Raw genomic sequence first — 18,257 nt, 5'->3', positions numbered from 1 at the left:
TATGCCAGTCAGGAAGCTCCCCAACGGTCAATGGATCGCTGATTTCTACACTATTGACCGTAGCAGCGGAAAAGAAGGTAAGCGCGTCCGCAAGAAGTTTGCGACCAAAGGCGAAGCCCTGGCGTTTGAAAGCTATACGCTTGAGAAAATAGAAGCGGCTCCTTGGTTGGGTGAAGCGAAAGAAACGCGACGCTTAACTGACCTGGTAGAACTTTGGTTTAGCCGTCACGGTATTACGCTCAAAGATGGTGAAAAGCGTAAGGCCGCTATGACATGGGCGTGTGAATGTATGGGCTTTCCGCTTGCAGCAGAATTCAATGCACAGCTTTTCACTTCCTATCGAGCTAAACGGCTTGAAGGTCATTTCGCTCGCACTAAGCGAATAAGTAAGGTCGCGCCGCGAACCTTGAATCTGGAACTGGCTTATTTTCTTGCCGTATTTAATGAACTTAAAAGGTTAGGCGAATGGACGTTACCGAATCCCCTCGAGAACGTCCGCCATTTTCGCGTCGATGAAAGCGAAATGGCTTACCTGACTGCAGAGCAAATCGCATTGTTATTAAACGCATGCGAAGCAAGTTCAGCGAAAGACCTGCTGATGATCGTTAAGCTATGCCTGGCGACTGGCGCGCGATGGAGCGAGGCGGAAGGACTGAAACGTTCGCAGGTTTCAGGGCAGCGTATTACCTTTGTCAAAACCAAAGGAAAGAAGAATCGCACAATTCCCATTTCCACAACTTTGGCCGAAGAATTGCCTAAGAAGAACGGCGCGCTTTTTACACCTTGCTATTACGCGTTCCGTTCAGCTTTAGATCGAGCCGGAATTGAGCTGCCTGATGGTCAAATGACGCACGTGCTGCGTCATACCTTCGCCAGTCACTTTATGATGAATGGCGGGAACATTTTGGTACTGCAGCGAATACTCGGCCATACCGATATCAAAATGACGATGCGTTATGCGCATTTTGCGCCCGATCACTTTGAAGATGCCGTTAAGCTCAACCCTTTGGAAATGTGTCGCAAAAGTGTCGCTGAAGATTAGGTTTATTGCCCTATATTGCCTTATATTAACTTTATAAATCACTGATTTTAATATAAGTTATTGTTTTTATATAGCGCCTGATAGTTCTCATAATCGCTTGGTCGCTGGTTCAAGTCCAGCAGGGGCCACCAGATTTAATGATGAAAATCATGCAGTTAAGCCACCCTTTATGGGTGGCTTTTTTGTTTGTGTTTTTTGAGTGGCGATGAAATGGCGATGTATTTTTCATTCCTCTGAAATTAGCGACAAAAAATCCCGCTTTCACGAGCCCTTCATCAGAGCAATCATGCTTTGTCTGTCATTGTACTAAAAAATCGACACCTTTCCGTCTGGCCGGGCAAACGCTCTCCCCGTCACGCCTGTCCGTTTTGTAAATCAATTTTTCATACAGCCATATCGAGCCATTAAAACGGTGCTAATACAGGTCGGCAATATCAAAAATGAGAGGAAGTAATGCATGTATAATAATGCACTCAATGCATGCATAACTTTGATGAAGGTGATTATCGGTAATGCATGCTTCACTTGCTCTCAGGGCGTGACCATGATCGATAGATTTTGCTCACAGCGGAGACAGTGAGAAAAGCCAAGACGACGGAAAAAAGGCCCAGGAAAATTATTAGCGAGAGTAAGGGGTTCATCGCTCCCCCTAAGCTCGTAAAATCACTCATCCTCGCGAGCTGCTCAGGCGTTAATACACGAAGAATGACCTCCGGTATAATTAAAAATAAAATAATAACAGTCGAGACATAAATCAGCAATTTTTTTGTTTTTCCCATCTTCTTTCTTGCTCTTGTTGGTGAATATGATCAAAAATTGGGCGAATAACACAACAAGGATCTAAGGTAGATCACAAACCTATTTGCAATTGAAGATGCAGGCCAATAAGAAATTAGCTATTGCATTAACAAACTCTCTAAATGACCTCAATGATGATTATATGTCTACTATCGAAAAGATAAAGCTGGGTGAGCTGCGTATTATTAATTATGGATCTTGCCTTGTTCCAAATTAATATTATCGTAGTTCATGCCGCGATACATTCAGAGAAGATAAACGGTTAGTCTTTTCTTTAAGTGAGATATATAGAAGAAACAATATAGCTCTGGATATGGTTGAAATTTACTTCCGCAAAACATTAGCAAGACCTGGAGATGAAAAAAGCTATAAACTTGCATCTCATATCCAAAATTTGTTAGGTAAAGCAGCAGAGCATGCATCAACCAAAGCCAGCAAATTGGTTCTGTCCTTCACAATTGCTAACCTGGTACTTAATAGTGCCGAATTCAAAGAAAATCATATAAGAATTGTTAATTCTTTTTCAACGTGGTTTGTGAATGCCGCGACACTTTATGCAAAAGCGCAAGTAGCTGCATCAGCCGCAAACAGGCTAAAGTTCCAGAACCCTTCATATTATCAAGCGCTATGTAAAGAAAACATTGAAATGCTTTATTTTCTTATTGAATCCCAAACATCTGAAATAATCTATTAGGTAAACTCTGAAGATAACAATGAAGAAAAAATTGCAGATGCGCTGTATGAGATTTTACGCAAATGAAGCGCGCATTATTATGGCTACTTCAGTAATTTTTTATTTGGTACCTGCCGCAATCATTGTGGCAGGCGTGTATGTTTTTATACGTTTCATCCCTGGCTATGCCGCACCTCTTATTTTATTATGGGTAATTATCGTTTCTTTGGTATATGTCAGGTATAATAAATGGTATTAATAATACCCAGCCCCCTAAAAGTTAGCTTGTAAGGGCAGTTATTAAAATTATTATAAGATGCTGTATTATGCGCTCATAGAAAATATCATCATGTTTAATAAGGCGTATAACACCATTCCTGAAAAGTAGATCCTCAGCCTTTTGATGCTGGCAAACATCGTTATATTCATCGGTGAAACAAGATGTGTAATACAGCAGACGGGTAGCTCCTTTTTTCAACTCTCAGCTTGATTAGCAACCGGCTGCCCGACCGCAGAAACAGCCTAGTAAAGCTGAGCACTGCCACCATGAAAACGCCGCCCCGGAAAGATGAATAATTTTGTTGTGGGGAACAGCCCTGTAAAAAACTCACACCCCGAAAGACTCCACTAATCGCTGGCCCTACTCCACCATTACAAGCATCTCAAATACGGGTTTCCCCGCTGCTAAAGCGCCTCAGAAACCTTCTCATAACGTCGGAACAAATATTTGTTAGCGCACCTTCTGCAAGAACTTTCGACTGTAAAGAAACGTAGTTAAATGTAAATAAACCAATTTTTAGATAAACGTTATTTATGCATTTGCCGCACGTTAATCATATGTTAAATATATATCCACCTTCAAATCAGCATTTTATCTTAGTTGAATCAGAGCTATTTCTATTGAAAGGTTGGCAGTTCAAATAATGAAGAATGGACTAATTTTAACAAAAGCGGGCAGGATACGTGATGCACTGCCGATGAGTACCGTGGAATTTACCACCGGGTTAAAAAGAGAGTGTTTTGTATTATGGTCTTTGCCGCAATTCAGGGCAGACGAGCTTACCAAAACGCCTCTTTTTCCATCAGATGCAGATCTTGTTGAAAGTAAAAATTCAGATTTACACGGGGCTTTATTATCGGCGCATTTCGAGGCTGGCCTGTGGCCCGTAGTCTATCAGGGTGAGAATAACGGCCATTTAATCCGCCACGTCTGTCCGATGATGAAAGCAGAAGATAAAATCAGTTCTCAGGGAGGAAAGTATGATTTTTATCCGCACGTCGATAATCCCGATCTGCCGATTACCGGAGAAACGCCGTTTTCAACCTTAGGTAATTGTCCCGATACGCTGACGCTTCTTTGTTTACGAAAAGAAGATAATGTCAGGACCAGTTTACTGAAGCTGGATTCAGTCATCGCCCTTCTGTCTGAAGAAACAAAATTTATTCTGACGCAGCCGTTTTTTAAAGTCGACAGGCCGGCAAGCTTTGAAGGAAATGCTTCTGTAGAAGGCGTCCCTGTTCTTGTAGCAGAGAGCGGCGTATGGTACTCGCGCTTCGACTGGCACAATACCAGCGGCATGAATCCTGAAGCAGAAAACGCGCTGAAAATTATGCGTGAACTCACTCTGGACCGAAGCCTGTGGTTTGATGCGCCGCTCAATCCCGGCGATGCCATTACTTTTTTAAACCAGAGAACCATGCATACCCGAAATGCATTTCAGCCACGTTTTGACGGCACGGACAGATGGCTGCTGCGGGTCTTTGGTTTACTCAATCGTCCGCTTAACAGTCAGCTGCTTGACGCTGCAAACTGCCTTCATCACTTACGCACTATTTAACGGAAAGAAGTATGCCTGAATTATTTAATTCCTCATTTTTTATTGAGGGAAGCCTCATTGCCCACTATTTTTTTATTGGCTTAATTCTGCTGGTCGCAGCCTCTTTTGTCGCTGGTTATATTGATGCCATTGCCGGTGGAGCGGGTCTGATTCTTATTCCTGCCTTTATTTTAACCGGGCTTCCTCCGCAGCTCGCGCTCGGTCAGGAAAAATTAGTCAGTACCATAGGCACCATTGCAGCAATAAAAAACTTTATTAAAAACAAGTCAGTAATATGGAGTGTCGTACCAGCCGGTCTGATATCTGCGCTCGTTGGCGCCTATGTCGGTGCCCGGGTAATACTTTTATTACCTGCTGAGGCGCTATCTCTGGTTATCGTTGCGTTGCTGCCTGTCGGCTTACTGGCCGCCACCATCAAAGGCAGGGTAAAAACCACGGCGCAATCTGCAGGTAATGCCTCGTTTCTGGCCGTGTTCCTGGTTTGCTTTACCGTGGGTTTTTATGATGGTTTCTTCGGGCCGGGCACGGGGAGCCTGTTTATTATTGCGTTGACGGTAATTAATAAGTTTGGGCTTTTACAGGCCTCTGCTACCAGTAAAATATTCAATTTCTCTTCAAATATCGGCGCGTTTGTGGCTTTCGCCATTGCCGGAAAAATGGCTTATCTTATCGGCATTCCAATGATCGTTGCCAGTCTGCTGGGCAATCATATTGGCAGCCTGCACGCGATACGCACTAACGGTGAAATAATAAGAAAAGTTCTTTTTGTTTCCGTTGGCGTGATGATGATTACTTTACTGGTTAAATATTTTACGGGTTTTTAATGATGAAAAATTGTGCTGAAAATATCACTTACCGTTTGGCAACCCACGATGATATCGCCGGAGTTAAACAGCTGCTGGAGCGGCATCACGTTAAGAATCTGAATAGCGACCAGCGTGAGAACGGCTTTGTTACTACCGATATGACCGAGCAGCAGCTACAGGATTTAAGCGATAGAGAGAACGGCGTGACCATTGCTTACGATGAAAAAGAGAAAAAAGTCGTTGGCCTGTTATTAGGGGCATCATGGTTTTTTTTAAAACCCTGGCCGATGTTCGATTATATGGCGAGCATTCTTAAAGATTATTCGTTCAATGGCGAGGCGCTTTCCGCCGATACTTCCTATCAGTACGGGCCTGTTTGTATTGATGTTGCCTACAGAAGCCAGGGAATTGGCGAGAAATTGCTGGCCCATCAGCGTAAGGTTTTTGCCTCTCGTTATAAGCACACCGTGACTTTTGTTAATGTGCTTAATCCTCGCTCTTACGCTTTCCACCACAGGAATAATTTCGAAGACTTAGGCTTCTTCGAATTCAACAGCAATAAATATTATATGCTGGCCATTAACACCGCAGAGTAAAAAGCTTTTCAACCCGGCCCTGGCGACGTCAGGGCTTTAGTCTGAAAGTGAATTGTCCGTACGGCCACAGAAGCAAAAGAAAGTGACAAATTTATTAATAAACCTTATAAATTGTTTTGTGCCGATGGTTTGGTTTTTAGCATGGGGTATTAAATGAAGTTAAATGAACTTCTTGCGTTCGTAACGGTTGTGGAGACAGGAAATATTACTCAGGCCGCCGAGCGTCTGAATCGCGTGCAGTCGAGCATTTCACACCGAATCAGAAGCCTTGAAGATAATCTGGATGTCACCCTGCTCGACCGGAAAAGCGATGGCTGTTCGCTGACGGCGCAAGGCCAGATACTCTACGACTATGCAGTTAAAATACTGAACCTCGCGGATGACTGTAAAAGCAACATCTTCCACTCCAGAAGCAGCCAGGTGAACATGCGTATTGGCATAATCGAATGCCTGCCCGCGTGGGTGATCAGTTCAATGATCGACTCAGGTTACGATCTGGGCTGGAACATCGATGTGTCGATTGGCAATACTATCAGCCTGCTCAACGCTTTCGATCAGAATGAATATGATGCAGTAATCATTGGTGCCGGTTTCTCTAATGCGCAGCATACGCGGTCGACTTTGCTATCCAGCGAGCTGGTCATCATTACAGAAAAGGATTTTCCGACCATCACGGATATCTCCACGCTGGATGACGAAGTTTTTATGCTTAGCAGCAAAAAGTGTGCAACCTCGACCCGCAACTATACCACTTTGTTCAAAGAAGGCCGTATCACCCCAAGACGAATTGTCGAGTGCGGCTCTTATCCCGTGCTGTTTTCAAGCGTTGCTGCGGGTAAAGGCGTCTCTCTGGTATTGCGCTGTTCAATCAGCAGCGAGGTACAGAACAAAATTAAAATCCATGAGCTCTCCGGCCAGTTTAACGACTTCAGAATCGAGCTCGTTTACCGTGCCGATTGCGCTAACCTGGACAGCACGAAATTCAGAAGCGTGATGACATCCGTTTTTCAGGATCCCCGTCTGCACAATCCCGGTCATTAAGACCTGGCCTTTCCGCCAAAGCGCATACGGACTTCCTGCTGAGCCAGCAGGAAGTCCGTAATCTGCTACATGCTCTCAACCTGAATAACCGAGCTGTTTGTTGATCCCGTTGCCTTAAGTTATGAAGGCTTACGCACAATGACCAGCGCCTTGGTTCGGCACTTTTCCAGAATCAATTTCATCACTGGCACTTCAAAATACTTGTACATAAATGACGCCAGCGAAACGGAGAGCACCAGCGCAACGGCGATCAGCGCGATACCTTCCGGCAGGCTGAATTTTCTTCCCGCCGTAAGGTTTAAAAAATAGAACAGTACTAAAAAGTGAACCATATAGAACGCATAGGATATTTCTCCCAGCCATACCGAGGTCTGATTATTCAGCACGGTCTTTCTGGTTTTCAAATCATCGCCAGCCATAGAGATAATCAACAGGCAAACAGGAATGATGAATACCACGCTCATGCTGAACTGGTAGGGAATATACATTGAGCCGACGTAAGTCGCCGCCAGAATGGCAAGCGAGGCCGTTTTACTCAGCACCAGTGCCCGACCGTTAATCAACAACCTGGCGGCAAACATACCGGCGAGAAACTCAAATATACGCGCCGGGGGAAAAATATATGACACCCAAAAATGCTGCTGCGAAATCGGAAATGCGCCCATCATGTGGTTCGGCTCAACCCAGAGATAAATGCCGGTCTGCACCAGCAGGGAGGCAGCAGTAACGGCGATTAATCCGGGCAGGTCAAATTTTGCCGGTATCGCTTTCATGACCCTGAAGAGGAAAGGAAAGGAGAGGTAAAACATCGCTTCGATGCACAGTGACCAGCTGGGGCGGTTGCCCACAAAGAAATAATGTACATCATCAAACCAGGTATTCAGCAGCAGCAGGTTCACGGACCACAGCTTATATTGATAAAGGCTGGTCGCGCCAATAATAAACGCCATCACCCAGGTGAGGCAGTGGGTAGGATAGATCTTGGCAAAACGACGCAGATAGAAATCGCCAGGCGTATCGTTATTTTTCGCTGACCATACCATGATAAAGCCGCTGAGTATGAAGAAGTAGGAAACGCCGAGCCAGCCCGCTTTCCCTACCATCACCGTAAAGATGTGCTGGATGTTGGCATCAGCAAACGGCGCCAGATCGCTTGGCAACGATGAATGAAATAAAAAAACTAAAAAGGCGGCCCAGAATCTGCTCCCTGTTAATGAGGGAAGTTTAGGCAGCCTGGGAAGTTCTCCTGGGCCCAGCGATTGACCGTCATTAAAATGATTCACCTCGCCGCAAGCGGCATTAACACCTGTTTCTCTATTAAGCGCAGAATTCATTATATTCCCTATAAGGATAGTATTGAGATACCAAAATATATTCTGAAAGATAGCGATATGCAGAAAAAAGCAGCGATGACAAAGCAGCCTGAATAAATACTGCCTTGCCATTCGATAAAACAATTATTTTCAGAGCATGAAGCTCATTACGTTTTTTTATTTTTTAATATTGACGACTCCGTATCCTGAATTGCCCTTTTCAATATGGCCAAAGCCGTATTCTCCGAAATGCATGCCGCCAATAAGAACGCGATCGGAGCTGACCATATCGAGCACGCGAGAACGAGTTTCTGCCGCCATCTGAGCGTCGTAATCAAAGGCGATCGTCACTTCCGGTTTCTGCAATTGAATGTGCGGAAAATGTACAATATCGCCCCAAATCAGCAGGCTCTCCTGACTGCCTTCAATTCTGTAGCCCGTATGGCCCGGCGTGTGGCCTTTCAGCGGCATGGCAAAAATACCGGGCAGTACCTCACCTTTATCGAACGGGCGAAAATTCTGCTGATACTTTTCAAATATGCTGCGCGCCAGCAGGAAATTCCCCTTAACCCGATCGGCGACCGCCGCAAAATTTTTGTCATCCTCCAGATAGCGATATTCCTCATTATTGATCACCAGTTCGGCATTGCTGAAGACCGCTTCACCTTCCGCATTGAGCAGGCCACCGATATGATCGGGATGCGCATGTGTCAGCAGCACCGCGTCGATATTTCCCGGCTCCAGCCCCATTTTTGCCAGGTTAGCCACCAGCCCGCCTCCCCAGCCCTTAATGCCGCCGGCTCCGCTATCGATAAGAATATTTTTGCCCTGGCGGCGCACCAGGAAAGTATTGATATGCACATCGTTAAGCCCGTTTACCCGTGCGCCATTCTGAATGTTTTCGCACTCTGCTGCGTTGACGTTAGCCAGCATGCCAAAGTCAACCTGCAGATAGCCGTCGCTCACCGCAGTAATCGACATATCACCGAGTTCGAGGGTGGGAAATAGTGTACTCATAGCCTGTTCCTTAGTTTTTTACACAGATGTTATTTACGTCATAAGAGAAACAGCGGATCCTCGCAACGACCCCCATTTTCTCCCTAATTAATTCATCAACCTGATGCAAAAATTCTTCCAGTACCGGCGCGGTACGAAATGTTTCCTGCCTTAGCTTTGCTTCAAAGTATACCGGCGTACCAAAACCTATTTCGGCCGTAAGGTAACTAATATGAATATTGTTTTCTTTTGCCTTTAATACCTTCATAGCAATATGAGTTAACGAGGCTGAAAATTCCGCAAAGGCATCGTGGTTAATGCGATGGGCCGCGGATGTATAAAGGGTAATACTGGGCATTTTACCTCGCTCCTGCGAATGGATATTTACGCTGCTTTCAGTGGGATTAATCTCATGCTTTTTATAACGTCAGGATTGACCACCGTACCGAGTTCAGAACATCCACGGCGAAGCCCATCGATCAGTTCCATTCCGCGCGTCACTTTGCCAAAAGCGGTGTAATTTTGATCCATAAAGCGCGAGCGGGCGGATGTGATAAAAAACTGATGGCTGGCACTGTGCGGATGTCTGGATCGGGCCATGCCGAGAGTGCCGCGTTCAAACGGCAGGCTGTTAAATTCTGCCGCCAGTTTCGGTAGCCTTAAATAATCCAGGCCAGTCTCTTTTACCGGATCTCCCGTTTGTGCCATAAAGCCTTCAATAACTCGCGCGAACGGCATGCCGTCATAGAATCTGGCCTGCACCAGAGTTTTAATGCGATCCACGTGATTAGGAGCCAGCTCGGGAAACAGGCTTATGGTTACCGTTCCACTGTGCAGCTTCATTTCAATGAGATCATGACGGTTATTTGCCCGGTTAATCATGCCGGGCAATATCAGCGCCCCGGCACACAGGCCCAGGCTACCGCCAATGAACTTCCGACGATTCATAGTGTTACTCCAGTTGCGCGGCCGGATCTTGCCGGGCATAGTTTGCTCAGCCCGAACCTGCCTCAGGATGGCTTATCGGCACCAATAAACGAGAGAATTTCATTCGTAAGGGCATCAGGCTGCTCAAAATTGGGCAGGTGTGCCGCCCCAGGTATGGTGTGCAGCTCTGCGTGCCATTTTTCAGCCAGGCGTCGCGCATAATCTGGCGGCGTGAGCAGATCGTCCGCACCTCTCACCACTACCGCCCTGACGCGTGGAAAAGTCATATTGGTCAGATCGGTATCGGCGATGGCATAAGAACAGCCGGCGAAGGCTTCAACCGTGGTGCGGCGCAGCATCTGCTTCATGCCGTCTGCGTAGGGCGAGTCGATAAACTTCGGCGTGACCCATTTACCCAAAATACCCGTTTCAAGATGTTCAACACCGTGGTGAAAAACATCTTCCGCTCTGGCTCGCCAAAGTGAAGGCGGAGCGGCATTGACCAGCGAGGTATCGACAATCACCAGTCCCTGTACACGCTCAGGTATCTTGAATCCGATCCACTGCGCGATGGTTCCACCAATTGACACTCCCGCAACCGAAAACTCAGTGATGTGCAGATGGTCCAGCGCGGCGATGACATCGTCGGCCAAATCGGCCATGGAGAATGGCAGCGCGTCGATTGCGCTTAAACCGTGGCCTCGAATATCCAGCCGCACCACGCGATAGCGTTCGGTTAAACGCGGCATTTGCAAATCCCACAGGTGCAAATCCGTGCCCAGCGAATGAAGAAGTACCAACGTTTTCGCATTTTCTGGCCCCTGCACGTCTACATGCTGAGTTATTTTAAGCGGCCGAATAAACATTCAATACTCCCCATTTTTATTTTTTCTTTCTCTTCGGTTCCATCGCTTGCACTATTTGAATTTGCAATATTTACTTATGGAATCCGTGAATTTTTTTGAGCTGCAGGACTATGCTGCCGCTCTTATTAATAGGGTAATCCGGCCGTTTGCCCTAATGGATAATTTCGATACCGCTATCGAAATTATTGAGTCGCCCCGAAAATTCGCACCGACGCTGATGTTAAACAGCACCAAACGGATAGCTTCTCCTGCCAGGATAATATAAGTAATCAAAAAATATTCAGCCCGATCTCCCGATTTTTTTCGTAATGCTGCCCATCTCATTAGCCATCTTCCATTTTCAGAATATCGCCAGAATATTCATATTTTCGATGAAGATCTCGATTTTATTCGCTGGCGTTTACCTGACGTGAAAAATAACATCTGGCGAACAAGACCCGGCGATAACTCACAGGTTAATGCTTTATTTTAATTCTCTGCATATAGCCGTAGCGGATCGCCGTTGCTGATTTCCTTTAAATCTGTTTTAGCGTATGGGATAAATTATGGCGCAGGCCGAATTTGATAAAATAATGGTTGAACTGGTTGATTATGCCTATGAGCAGTCAACCTTTGATGATGAGACTTTGCGCCTGGCGCGTTTCTGTCTGCTGGATTCCGTCGGCTGCGCGATTGCCGCCTCCAGCGATGACGACTGCTTAAAACTGATGCGCAGCGCACAGTTCAGTAAGAGCAGCGAGGGTGTTCCGGTGATGGGGACCGCCCTGAAGCTGGGACCGATTGAGGCTGCCTTTCAAATCGGGTCGATGATCCGCTGGCTTGAGTATAACGATACCTGGCTGGCGCAGGAGTGGGGACATCCCTCCGATAACCTGGGCGCAATCCTGGCCGCCGCAGCATGGCATAGCCTGACAGACGGTAGCCAGCAGGAACCCGATATGGCAGCCGTATTAAATACGCTGATTCGCGCCTACGAGATCCATGGCGTGCTCTGCCTGTCTAACTGCTTTAACGCGCTGGGCATCGATCATGTTGTGCTGGTCAAGCTGGCCTCGGCGATCGCCTCAGCTCAGCTGCTTGGCCTGTCAAAAGCGCAGGCGCTAAGCGCCCTTTCCAACGCCATTATCGATGGCCATTCTCTCAGAACCTACCGGCATGCGCCCAATGCAGGCACGCGTAAATCCTGGGCGGCGGGTGACGCGACAGCACGCGGGCTTCAGCTGGCGCTGTTCGCTCAGACCGGCGAAATGGGCTATCCCTCCGCGCTTACCGCCAGCCGTTGGGGATTTGATGATGCGGTTTTACGCGGAAAGCCCTTTAATTTGTCACGCGGCCTCTCCGACTTTGTTATCAAAAATATCCTGTTCAAGGTTCCCAATCCTGCGGAATACCATGCGCAGACCGCAGTGGAGGCGGCGATTAACCTGCGCGAGCGGATAGTCGCCGCCGGATTCTCGCCCGAAAGCATTGAATATGTCCGCGTGGAAACGACGCGACCGGCCATGCAGATTATTGATAAGTCAGGGCCGCTTAAAAACGCCGCCGATCGCGATCACTGCCTTCAGTACATGATTGCGGTTGGGCTGCAGACCGGAAATCTCACCGTACAGGATTTTCACGAACCGCTCGCCGCCGATCCGCAGCTGGATGCACTACGCATGAAAATTACCTGCACCGAGCGGCCTGCTTTTACCGAGAGCTACTACGACCCGGAAAAACGCGCCATTCCCAATGCGCTTTACCTGAAGTGTCGCGGCATGACGGAAGAGATCGCTGAAACCATCCACTATCCGCGCGGCCATGTACGTCGTCGTGGAGAGTGTTTCGATGCGCTGCTGGCCAAATTCCATCTGAATCTTTCAGACAGCCCGCTGCGCAACCGTGCGTCGGTTCTGGCCGACACCCTGATTTCTGAATCAAAGCTGGATGCGATGCCCGTTACCGACTTCCTGAAGATGTTCTCATGGCTATAGATCCCATAAAAACAACATCCGTTAATTTATTTCGAGGTGATGAAGTGAAAAAAGCAATACTGGTTGGCTGCGGCGCGGAGATCGGCGCAAACCTGCTGATTCAAAACGATCCGGCAAAAGATGGCTTCGCTATTCAAACCGTGGTGACCAATCCGCCGTCTTTAGATAAGCATTATCCGGACCTGCGCCCGATTGACGGCATCATTGCCCGCCTGGCGATGGCGCAACCCGGCATGCAATCGCGTATTGAGATTATTAGCGACAATACGCTCAACATCGAAGGTCGCGAAGTTCACTTCTTCTTTGGCAATTTAGCCGAAGAGCTTCCGCCGCAAAGCGGCCGCTTCGACATCGGTTTTATCGCCACCAGCAAGCTGGATATGGACAGAAACAGCCCGGTTGCCCGTAATATGCTGGAGCTCGCCGACGTGGTGCTGGGCGTTGCAGAGGCAAACGAGCTGCCGAGCATTTATGGCTGCCTGGAGGATCTGACCAGCGATGAGATCGGCACCATTCAGCGCCGGGTGGTTGATTCCGGGATGTACTGCCTCGGCTCCTGCCAGACGAACGGCATGCATGCCTCGCTACGTGTCGTGACCGAGGCGCTGAAAGCCGTTCATTGCAATGCCTCGCATATTATTTCGGTAGAAACCGATATTGTGCATCCCGATACGCCTAACGGCGTGCTCGGCACGCGATCTTTTGAAGGGCGCATGCAGGACGCACGCGACAATCTGCGTCCCAGCTTCTCGCAAATCGCCATGAGTCAGGAGAAAGTTATGCCCTGGGCGCCGCTGGTGAATACCGTTTCACTACGCGCGCCCGTCCACGCGCCTGGCTATCAGATTAACCGTTTTATCGTCCGGGACAGCGGCGCGTTAAGTCTCGATCTTATCAAGACGGCGATCGAGCGCGTGAGTGAAACGCATCCGCACGTCGTCAGAGCATCCCAGACGCCTTTGGGCAGCCGTGCCTATGCCTGGGAGCGCCGCTGCTCCACCATCCTTTCCGACAAGAATCACCTACTTATCCTGCGTCCGGCCTGGCTGGCAGAGCAGAATTTAAGTGAGATTATCGTTCAGTCATTTGTAAACAATACGGTTGGCTATAGCGCAGTCGTTCGCTCCGTCGCGCGCAGCGTCGCGCTTGGCCTGCCCGTCGCCACTTTCCAGGGGATTGAAAAATGACACGCTCCCACACGGTCGATCTGTTGAGTTCAGGCCTTGTCGTTAAGACGGCCAGCTCCGCCACGTTTAACGGCAAACTAAAAGCTGAAGTCGATCAGATACGCGCGCTGCACGATATTTACCCGGATTTGATGGTTCCGGTATTGCACGACGGGCTGGCCGCCGGACGGCAGTTCTATATTCTGGAAAAGATCGACGCCCTTCCGCTGTCGAAAATCGTGTTTGACGACGGGCGCCCGCTGGCTGAACGCAGAACAATTGTTATCAACGCGCTGGAAAACGTTCAGCGAGCCATCGGCATGGAGCTGGATAATCAGCTGGCGACGTTCGACGATATGCCGGCCAGGCTACGGGAAGAGTGGGAAGGCGCGCGTTTCGCCCATGACCTGTTCGATAAGCCGATTCTGCTTAACGGGGCGAGGTGCAACCGAACCGCCCGCGAGATCGTCGAAAAGTCGCTGGAGCTGGCGCGAACGGAAAAATTCAGATCGGTGGAAAAAGCCCACTTCAATTTTCACTTTGGCAACGTGCTTTACAACGAGGAACAGGCGCAGACCCGCTTTATCGATCCCGATTTTTCAGTGCGGGGACTCGATCCGCTTTTCGGTTTCTCCCGATTTGCCTTTTCTTTTTGGCACGAACTTGCCGCCGAAGTGAAGGATGCGGTGAAAGTGGTGCCGATGGCTGACGCGTTGATGTTCGTGCTGGCGAAGCCCGACTACGGCAACATTCTCGGTGCCATCCCGGAGCTGGGAGGCATTGCCGGGCTGCTGCCGCTGATGGGCGAAAGCATGCGGAATCGGTTCTACGTGCTCACCACCTACTGCTTCCTGAGAAGTATCCGCATCAACGGCAGTAAAACGCTCTGGAAAGCCCCACGCTCCCCTATGGTAGCCAGCCCGGAAGAAGTGCTGATGCTGGGCCTGGTGGCTTACCTCGAAGGGGCGAATGTTGAAACTGAAAGTCTCTGTGCATAATTTTCACCCACTACAGGATGTTAAGGCATGTCGTTGGTAAGCAGCAGTACCCTGGAACAGGGATTTGAGGCCCCGAGACGCTATCTGGCGGCAGCGGCTATTTTAATCGGTGTGATCATGGCGGCGCTCGACAGCTCCATCGTTAATATCTCGCTGCCCTCAATCGCCGCAGCCTTACAGGTGGATTCAGCCTCTGTTATCTGGGTTACCAACGGCTATCAGGTTGCCAGCGCGGCGGCGATGTTGATTTGCGCCTCGCTGGGTTCGAGGATTGGGGAGCGGCGCTTCTACACGGCGGGAATGATTCTGTTTACGCTGGCGTCGCTGGGCTGCAGCCTCTCCCCAACCTTTGGCGTTCTGGTGGCGATGCGGGTGCTCCAGGGAATCAGCTACGCCGTTATGATTAGCGTCGGGCTGGGACTTTATCGGGTTATCTTTCCGCCGCACATGCTGGGCACCATACTGGGGCTGAACGCGCTGGCGTTTGCGGTGGGAACGGCGATTGGCCCTGCGCTGGGCGGGCTGATCATCTCTTATCTCTCGTGGCCCTGGCTGTTCTATATCAATCTTCCGCTGGGGGCGCTTGCCATCGTGTTTTCGTTTGTCTCTCTGGGCGTGGATGCGGAGAAGGAAAAAGGCTTCGACTGGGGAGGCGCGATAACGTCGGCCACTGCATTAGGCCTGATGGTTGTCGCAGTCGATCAGATCGGCCGCTGGGATAGCCGCACGCTCGTGCTGTGCGGCGTCGCATCGGCAGTGCTGATCGCCATTTTTGTTAACGCGCAGAGGCGTTCAAAACATCCGCTGCTGCCTTTTGATATCTTCCATTCCCGGCAATACACCTTTGCGGTGCTCTCTTCCGTCTCCATGTTTGTGGCGCAGGGGATGGCGCTGGTCGGGCTGCCGTTTGTTCTGCAGCACGCCTTCCACTATTCCGTGCTGGAGGCCGCGTTTATCTTTACGCCATGGCCGATTGCCGTAGCCGTCTGCGCCCCGCTTGCAGGCAGACTTTCTAACCGTTTAAATCCGGCGCAAATTTCTACCGTCGGCGTGGTGATTTTCTGCCTGGGCCTGGGGTCGCTGGCGCTGCTGCCGGAAGCCGCCACGGTCAATGATTTCCTGTGGCGGGTGGCGGTTTGCGGGATCGGCTATGGGCTGTTCCTGCCGCCGAATAACAAAGAGATGTTTTCCAATGTCGCCGCGAACCGTACGGTAACCGCCTCTGGCGTTTTATCAACGGCGAGAACCGCCGGCCAGTCGATCGGCGCGGCGCTGGTGGCGATGGTCATTGCCCTGCTTAACGGATTGAGCGACCCGGCCGGAATGCGGTTCGCCGTCTGGGTATTTGGACTGGCCTGCCTGATATCGGCGCTGTCGGCACTTTCCAGCATGCTGCGCCTGCAGCGATAGCGATTGAGCCACTTCGCAGGAGGTGGCTTTTTTATCTCCTTTTCTTGCTTCAGCGGGAGATTAAAATAGCTTATCGATCCTTCACTTAGAGGGCTTCACATCTCGTAAAAATAAGATTAATCTTAACTGTTCGTTTTTTTTAAGGTTTTTCAGCATGAAAAAATTTCTGGGATTCGCGTTATTTTTTGCCGCCTGCGCGGCTAATGCCGCTTTTGTTCATCCAATGGATTTCGACGGTTCAGAAGCGCAAAAAAAAGGAGTGATTGAATATATTCAGGCCAAAGTTAAGAAGGATTACTGCGAAGGCAGCATCGATATGTGCCAGCCGACCACGCTTCGCATGATGGAAAAGCAGAATCTTAACGCCTTCAAACATCTCACCGCGGCGAAAGATCGAACCATTCTTAACAAGGTCATCAGCGATTACTGCAAGGGCTCAATTGATATGTGCAGTTATGTGACGCTGGATATGATGTATAAGCAGAATCTCAAAGCCAGCAAGGAATCGCTTTCCTGGTAAGCGACAAGATAACTATTATCACGTAATACTTATTTTTGGACGCAATGCCATGACCTCTTCCCGCGCCTCACTCCCCTCATCCTGCTGTATCGCAGGCGCGGGCCCTGCCGGGCTGATGCTCGGTTATCTGCTGGCCCGCAACAGCATTCCCGTCACCGTGCTGGAAAAGCATGCCGATTTTCTGCGCGATTTTCGCGGCGATACTATTCATCCCTCTACGCTGGAAATTATCTGGCGGCTGGGCTTTCTGGAGGAATTTCTGGCGCTGCCACATCAGAAAGCGGAAAGGCTCTCCGGCGAGATCGACGGTCAGGAAGCCACCATGGCGGATTTCACCCGTCTTCCTACCCAATGCAAATACATCGCCTTTATGCCGCAATGGGATTTCCTGAACTTTATCAACGCGAAGGCCGCAGAACTGCCGGGCTTTACGCTTATTCATAATGCGCAGGTTGATGGGCTGATCGAAGCACAGGGTAAAGTGTGCGGTGTTAAAGCCACCATTGACGGTGAGCAGCAGGAAATTCGTAGCGAGCTGGTGATTGGCTGCGACGGCCGTAACTCGGCAGTGCGTAAACATGCTGACCTGGCCGTACAAAATTTTGGGGCGCCGTGCGATGTGCTGTGGTTGAAAATTGCCAAACTGCCCGACGATCCTGAATAGTCCGTGGGACATCGCGGGCCGAAGAAGCATTTTATTATGATCGATCGCGGCGATTACTGGCAGTGCGGCTACTCCATTCCCAAAGCGAGCCTGGAGGCGCTGCAGCAGGCCGGTTTGCCTTCATTTCTGGAAACGCTGGCGGAGGCATCGCCTTTTACCCTCGCGCGGCTGCGACAGGAAGTAACGGACTGGAATCGGGTAAAGCTGCTGGAGATCCGTATCGATCGCCTGCAGCAGTGAGCAAAGCCGGGACTGCTCTGCATTGGCGATGCGGCCCATGCGATGTCGCCGATTGGCGGCGTTGGCGTCAACCTGGCGATTCAGGATGCCGTTGCCGCTGCCAATCTGCTCTCTGCACCATTAAAGGCCGGTTCGCTTACGCTCAAAGATCTGCAAAAGGTGCAGCGTCGCCGGATTTTCGCCACATGGGCAACGCAGTCGCTGCAAATCATGATAAGCAAGGCAGGGCAGAAACCGCGCCGCAAACCGCCCGGTAACATGGAGAAGTGGCTGCGCAAGCGGAAGTTTTTGCCTTTCCTGTTTGGCCGCCTGATTGGCATCGGCTTTTATCGCGAGCTGCCGAAAGAGCCGCAATAAAAAACGAGATTGTTGACAAAGTCTGGTCAGGTC

At 49.5% G+C, this 18,257-nt stretch carries 17 protein-coding genes and 1 pseudogene; 13 read left to right on the top strand and 5 right to left on the bottom strand.

Going from position 1 to position 18,257, the window contains the following annotated elements:
• Position 1 precedes the first annotated feature (1 nt).
• The 7 genes from ACMGEE_RS18775 (at position 2) to ACMGEE_RS18745 (ending at position 6,794) form a co-directional block, all read left to right on the top strand.
• Positions 2 to 1,042 carry a phage integrase gene (locus ACMGEE_RS18775; protein ID WP_436830464.1) on the top strand — a complete coding sequence of 347 codons (1,041 nt, stop codon included), beginning with the start codon at positions 2 to 4 and terminating at the stop codon, positions 1,040 to 1,042.
• 1,111 nt (positions 1,043 to 2,153) lie between these two features.
• Positions 2,154 to 2,534: a hypothetical protein gene (locus tag ACMGEE_RS18770; protein ID WP_253455684.1), complete on the top strand. Its 381-nt coding sequence runs from the start codon at positions 2,154 to 2,156 to the stop codon at positions 2,532 to 2,534.
• A gap of 19 nt (positions 2,535 to 2,553) precedes the next feature.
• Complete coding sequence (locus ACMGEE_RS18765) at positions 2,554 to 2,772, top strand: hypothetical protein (RefSeq protein ID WP_301252963.1); 219 nt, start codon at positions 2,554 to 2,556, stop codon at positions 2,770 to 2,772.
• 664 nt (positions 2,773 to 3,436) lie between these two features.
• Complete coding sequence (locus ACMGEE_RS18760) at positions 3,437 to 4,351, top strand: TauD/TfdA family dioxygenase (protein ID WP_301252962.1); 915 nt, start codon at positions 3,437 to 3,439, stop codon at positions 4,349 to 4,351.
• Between the two features lie 11 nt (positions 4,352 to 4,362).
• Complete coding sequence (locus ACMGEE_RS18755; RefSeq protein ID WP_253455693.1) at positions 4,363 to 5,175, top strand: sulfite exporter TauE/SafE family protein; 813 nt, start codon at positions 4,363 to 4,365, stop codon at positions 5,173 to 5,175.
• Positions 5,175 to 5,753, top strand: coding sequence for a GNAT family N-acetyltransferase (locus ACMGEE_RS18750; protein ID WP_253455696.1), 579 nt, complete (start codon positions 5,175 to 5,177; stop codon positions 5,751 to 5,753). The genes ACMGEE_RS18755 and ACMGEE_RS18750 overlap by 1 nt, the downstream gene beginning before the upstream one ends.
• Before the next feature lie 153 nt (positions 5,754 to 5,906).
• On the top strand, positions 5,907 to 6,794 hold the full coding sequence (locus ACMGEE_RS18745; RefSeq protein WP_253455699.1) for a LysR family transcriptional regulator: 888 nt from the start codon (positions 5,907 to 5,909) through the stop codon (positions 6,792 to 6,794).
• 119 nt (positions 6,795 to 6,913) lie between these two features.
• Here the strand turns inward: ACMGEE_RS18745 and ACMGEE_RS18740 are convergent, their stop codons facing one another.
• The 5 genes from ACMGEE_RS18740 to ACMGEE_RS18720 all read right to left on the bottom strand — a co-directional run bounded on the left by ACMGEE_RS18740 (position 6,914) and on the right by ACMGEE_RS18720 (position 10,896).
• A complete protein-coding gene (locus tag ACMGEE_RS18740) occupies positions 6,914 to 8,128 on the bottom strand; it encodes an acyltransferase family protein (RefSeq protein WP_253455702.1) in 1,215 nt (404 codons plus the stop codon).
• Between the two features lie 156 nt (positions 8,129 to 8,284).
• Positions 8,285 to 9,124 (bottom strand): MBL fold metallo-hydrolase, encoded by an 840-nt coding sequence (locus tag ACMGEE_RS18735; protein WP_253455704.1) that lies wholly within the window; start codon positions 9,122 to 9,124, stop codon positions 8,285 to 8,287.
• A 10-nt stretch (positions 9,125 to 9,134) separates the two neighbouring features.
• Positions 9,135 to 9,461 (bottom strand): hypothetical protein, encoded by a 327-nt coding sequence (locus ACMGEE_RS18730; RefSeq protein WP_301252961.1) that lies wholly within the window; start codon positions 9,459 to 9,461, stop codon positions 9,135 to 9,137.
• Between the two features lie 26 nt (positions 9,462 to 9,487).
• A complete protein-coding gene (locus ACMGEE_RS18725; RefSeq protein ID WP_253455710.1) occupies positions 9,488 to 10,051 on the bottom strand; it encodes a peptidylprolyl isomerase in 564 nt (187 codons plus the stop codon).
• Positions 10,052 to 10,113: 62 nt separating this feature from the next.
• Positions 10,114 to 10,896 carry an alpha/beta fold hydrolase gene (locus ACMGEE_RS18720; protein ID WP_253455713.1) on the bottom strand — a complete coding sequence of 261 codons (783 nt, stop codon included), beginning with the start codon at positions 10,894 to 10,896 and terminating at the stop codon, positions 10,114 to 10,116.
• Between the two features lie 545 nt (positions 10,897 to 11,441).
• On the opposite strand from ACMGEE_RS18720, the gene ACMGEE_RS18715 reads away from it, so the two are divergent.
• The 6 genes and pseudogenes from ACMGEE_RS18715 to ACMGEE_RS18690 all read left to right on the top strand — a co-directional run bounded on the left by ACMGEE_RS18715 (position 11,442) and on the right by ACMGEE_RS18690 (position 18,224).
• On the top strand, positions 11,442 to 12,869 hold the full coding sequence (locus ACMGEE_RS18715; RefSeq protein WP_253455715.1) for a bifunctional 2-methylcitrate dehydratase/aconitate hydratase: 1,428 nt from the start codon (positions 11,442 to 11,444) through the stop codon (positions 12,867 to 12,869).
• Positions 12,870 to 12,913: 44 nt separating this feature from the next.
• Positions 12,914 to 14,056, top strand: a complete 1,143-nt coding sequence (locus ACMGEE_RS18710; RefSeq protein WP_253455718.1) for a hypothetical protein — start codon at positions 12,914 to 12,916, stop codon at positions 14,054 to 14,056.
• Positions 14,053 to 15,033 (top strand): aminoglycoside phosphotransferase family protein, encoded by a 981-nt coding sequence (locus ACMGEE_RS18705; protein WP_253455721.1) that lies wholly within the window; start codon positions 14,053 to 14,055, stop codon positions 15,031 to 15,033. The genes ACMGEE_RS18710 and ACMGEE_RS18705 overlap by 4 nt, the downstream gene beginning before the upstream one ends.
• A gap of 27 nt (positions 15,034 to 15,060) precedes the next feature.
• A complete protein-coding gene (locus tag ACMGEE_RS18700) occupies positions 15,061 to 16,443 on the top strand; it encodes a DHA2 family efflux MFS transporter permease subunit (RefSeq protein WP_436830463.1) in 1,383 nt (460 codons plus the stop codon).
• 154 nt (positions 16,444 to 16,597) lie between these two features.
• Complete coding sequence (locus ACMGEE_RS18695) at positions 16,598 to 16,963, top strand: hypothetical protein (protein WP_253455727.1); 366 nt, start codon at positions 16,598 to 16,600, stop codon at positions 16,961 to 16,963.
• A gap of 49 nt (positions 16,964 to 17,012) precedes the next feature.
• Positions 17,013 to 18,224: pseudogene (locus ACMGEE_RS18690) on the top strand (FAD-dependent oxidoreductase).
• The last annotated feature ends 33 nt before the right edge of the window (positions 18,225 to 18,257 follow it).

This window comes from Erwinia artemisiae, assembly GCF_051400835.1.
GTDB classification, from domain to species: domain Bacteria; phylum Pseudomonadota; class Gammaproteobacteria; order Enterobacterales; family Enterobacteriaceae; genus Erwinia; species Erwinia aeris.
Note: the sequence above shows the minus strand (reverse complement) of the source record. Positions and strands in the feature narration are given on the sequence as shown.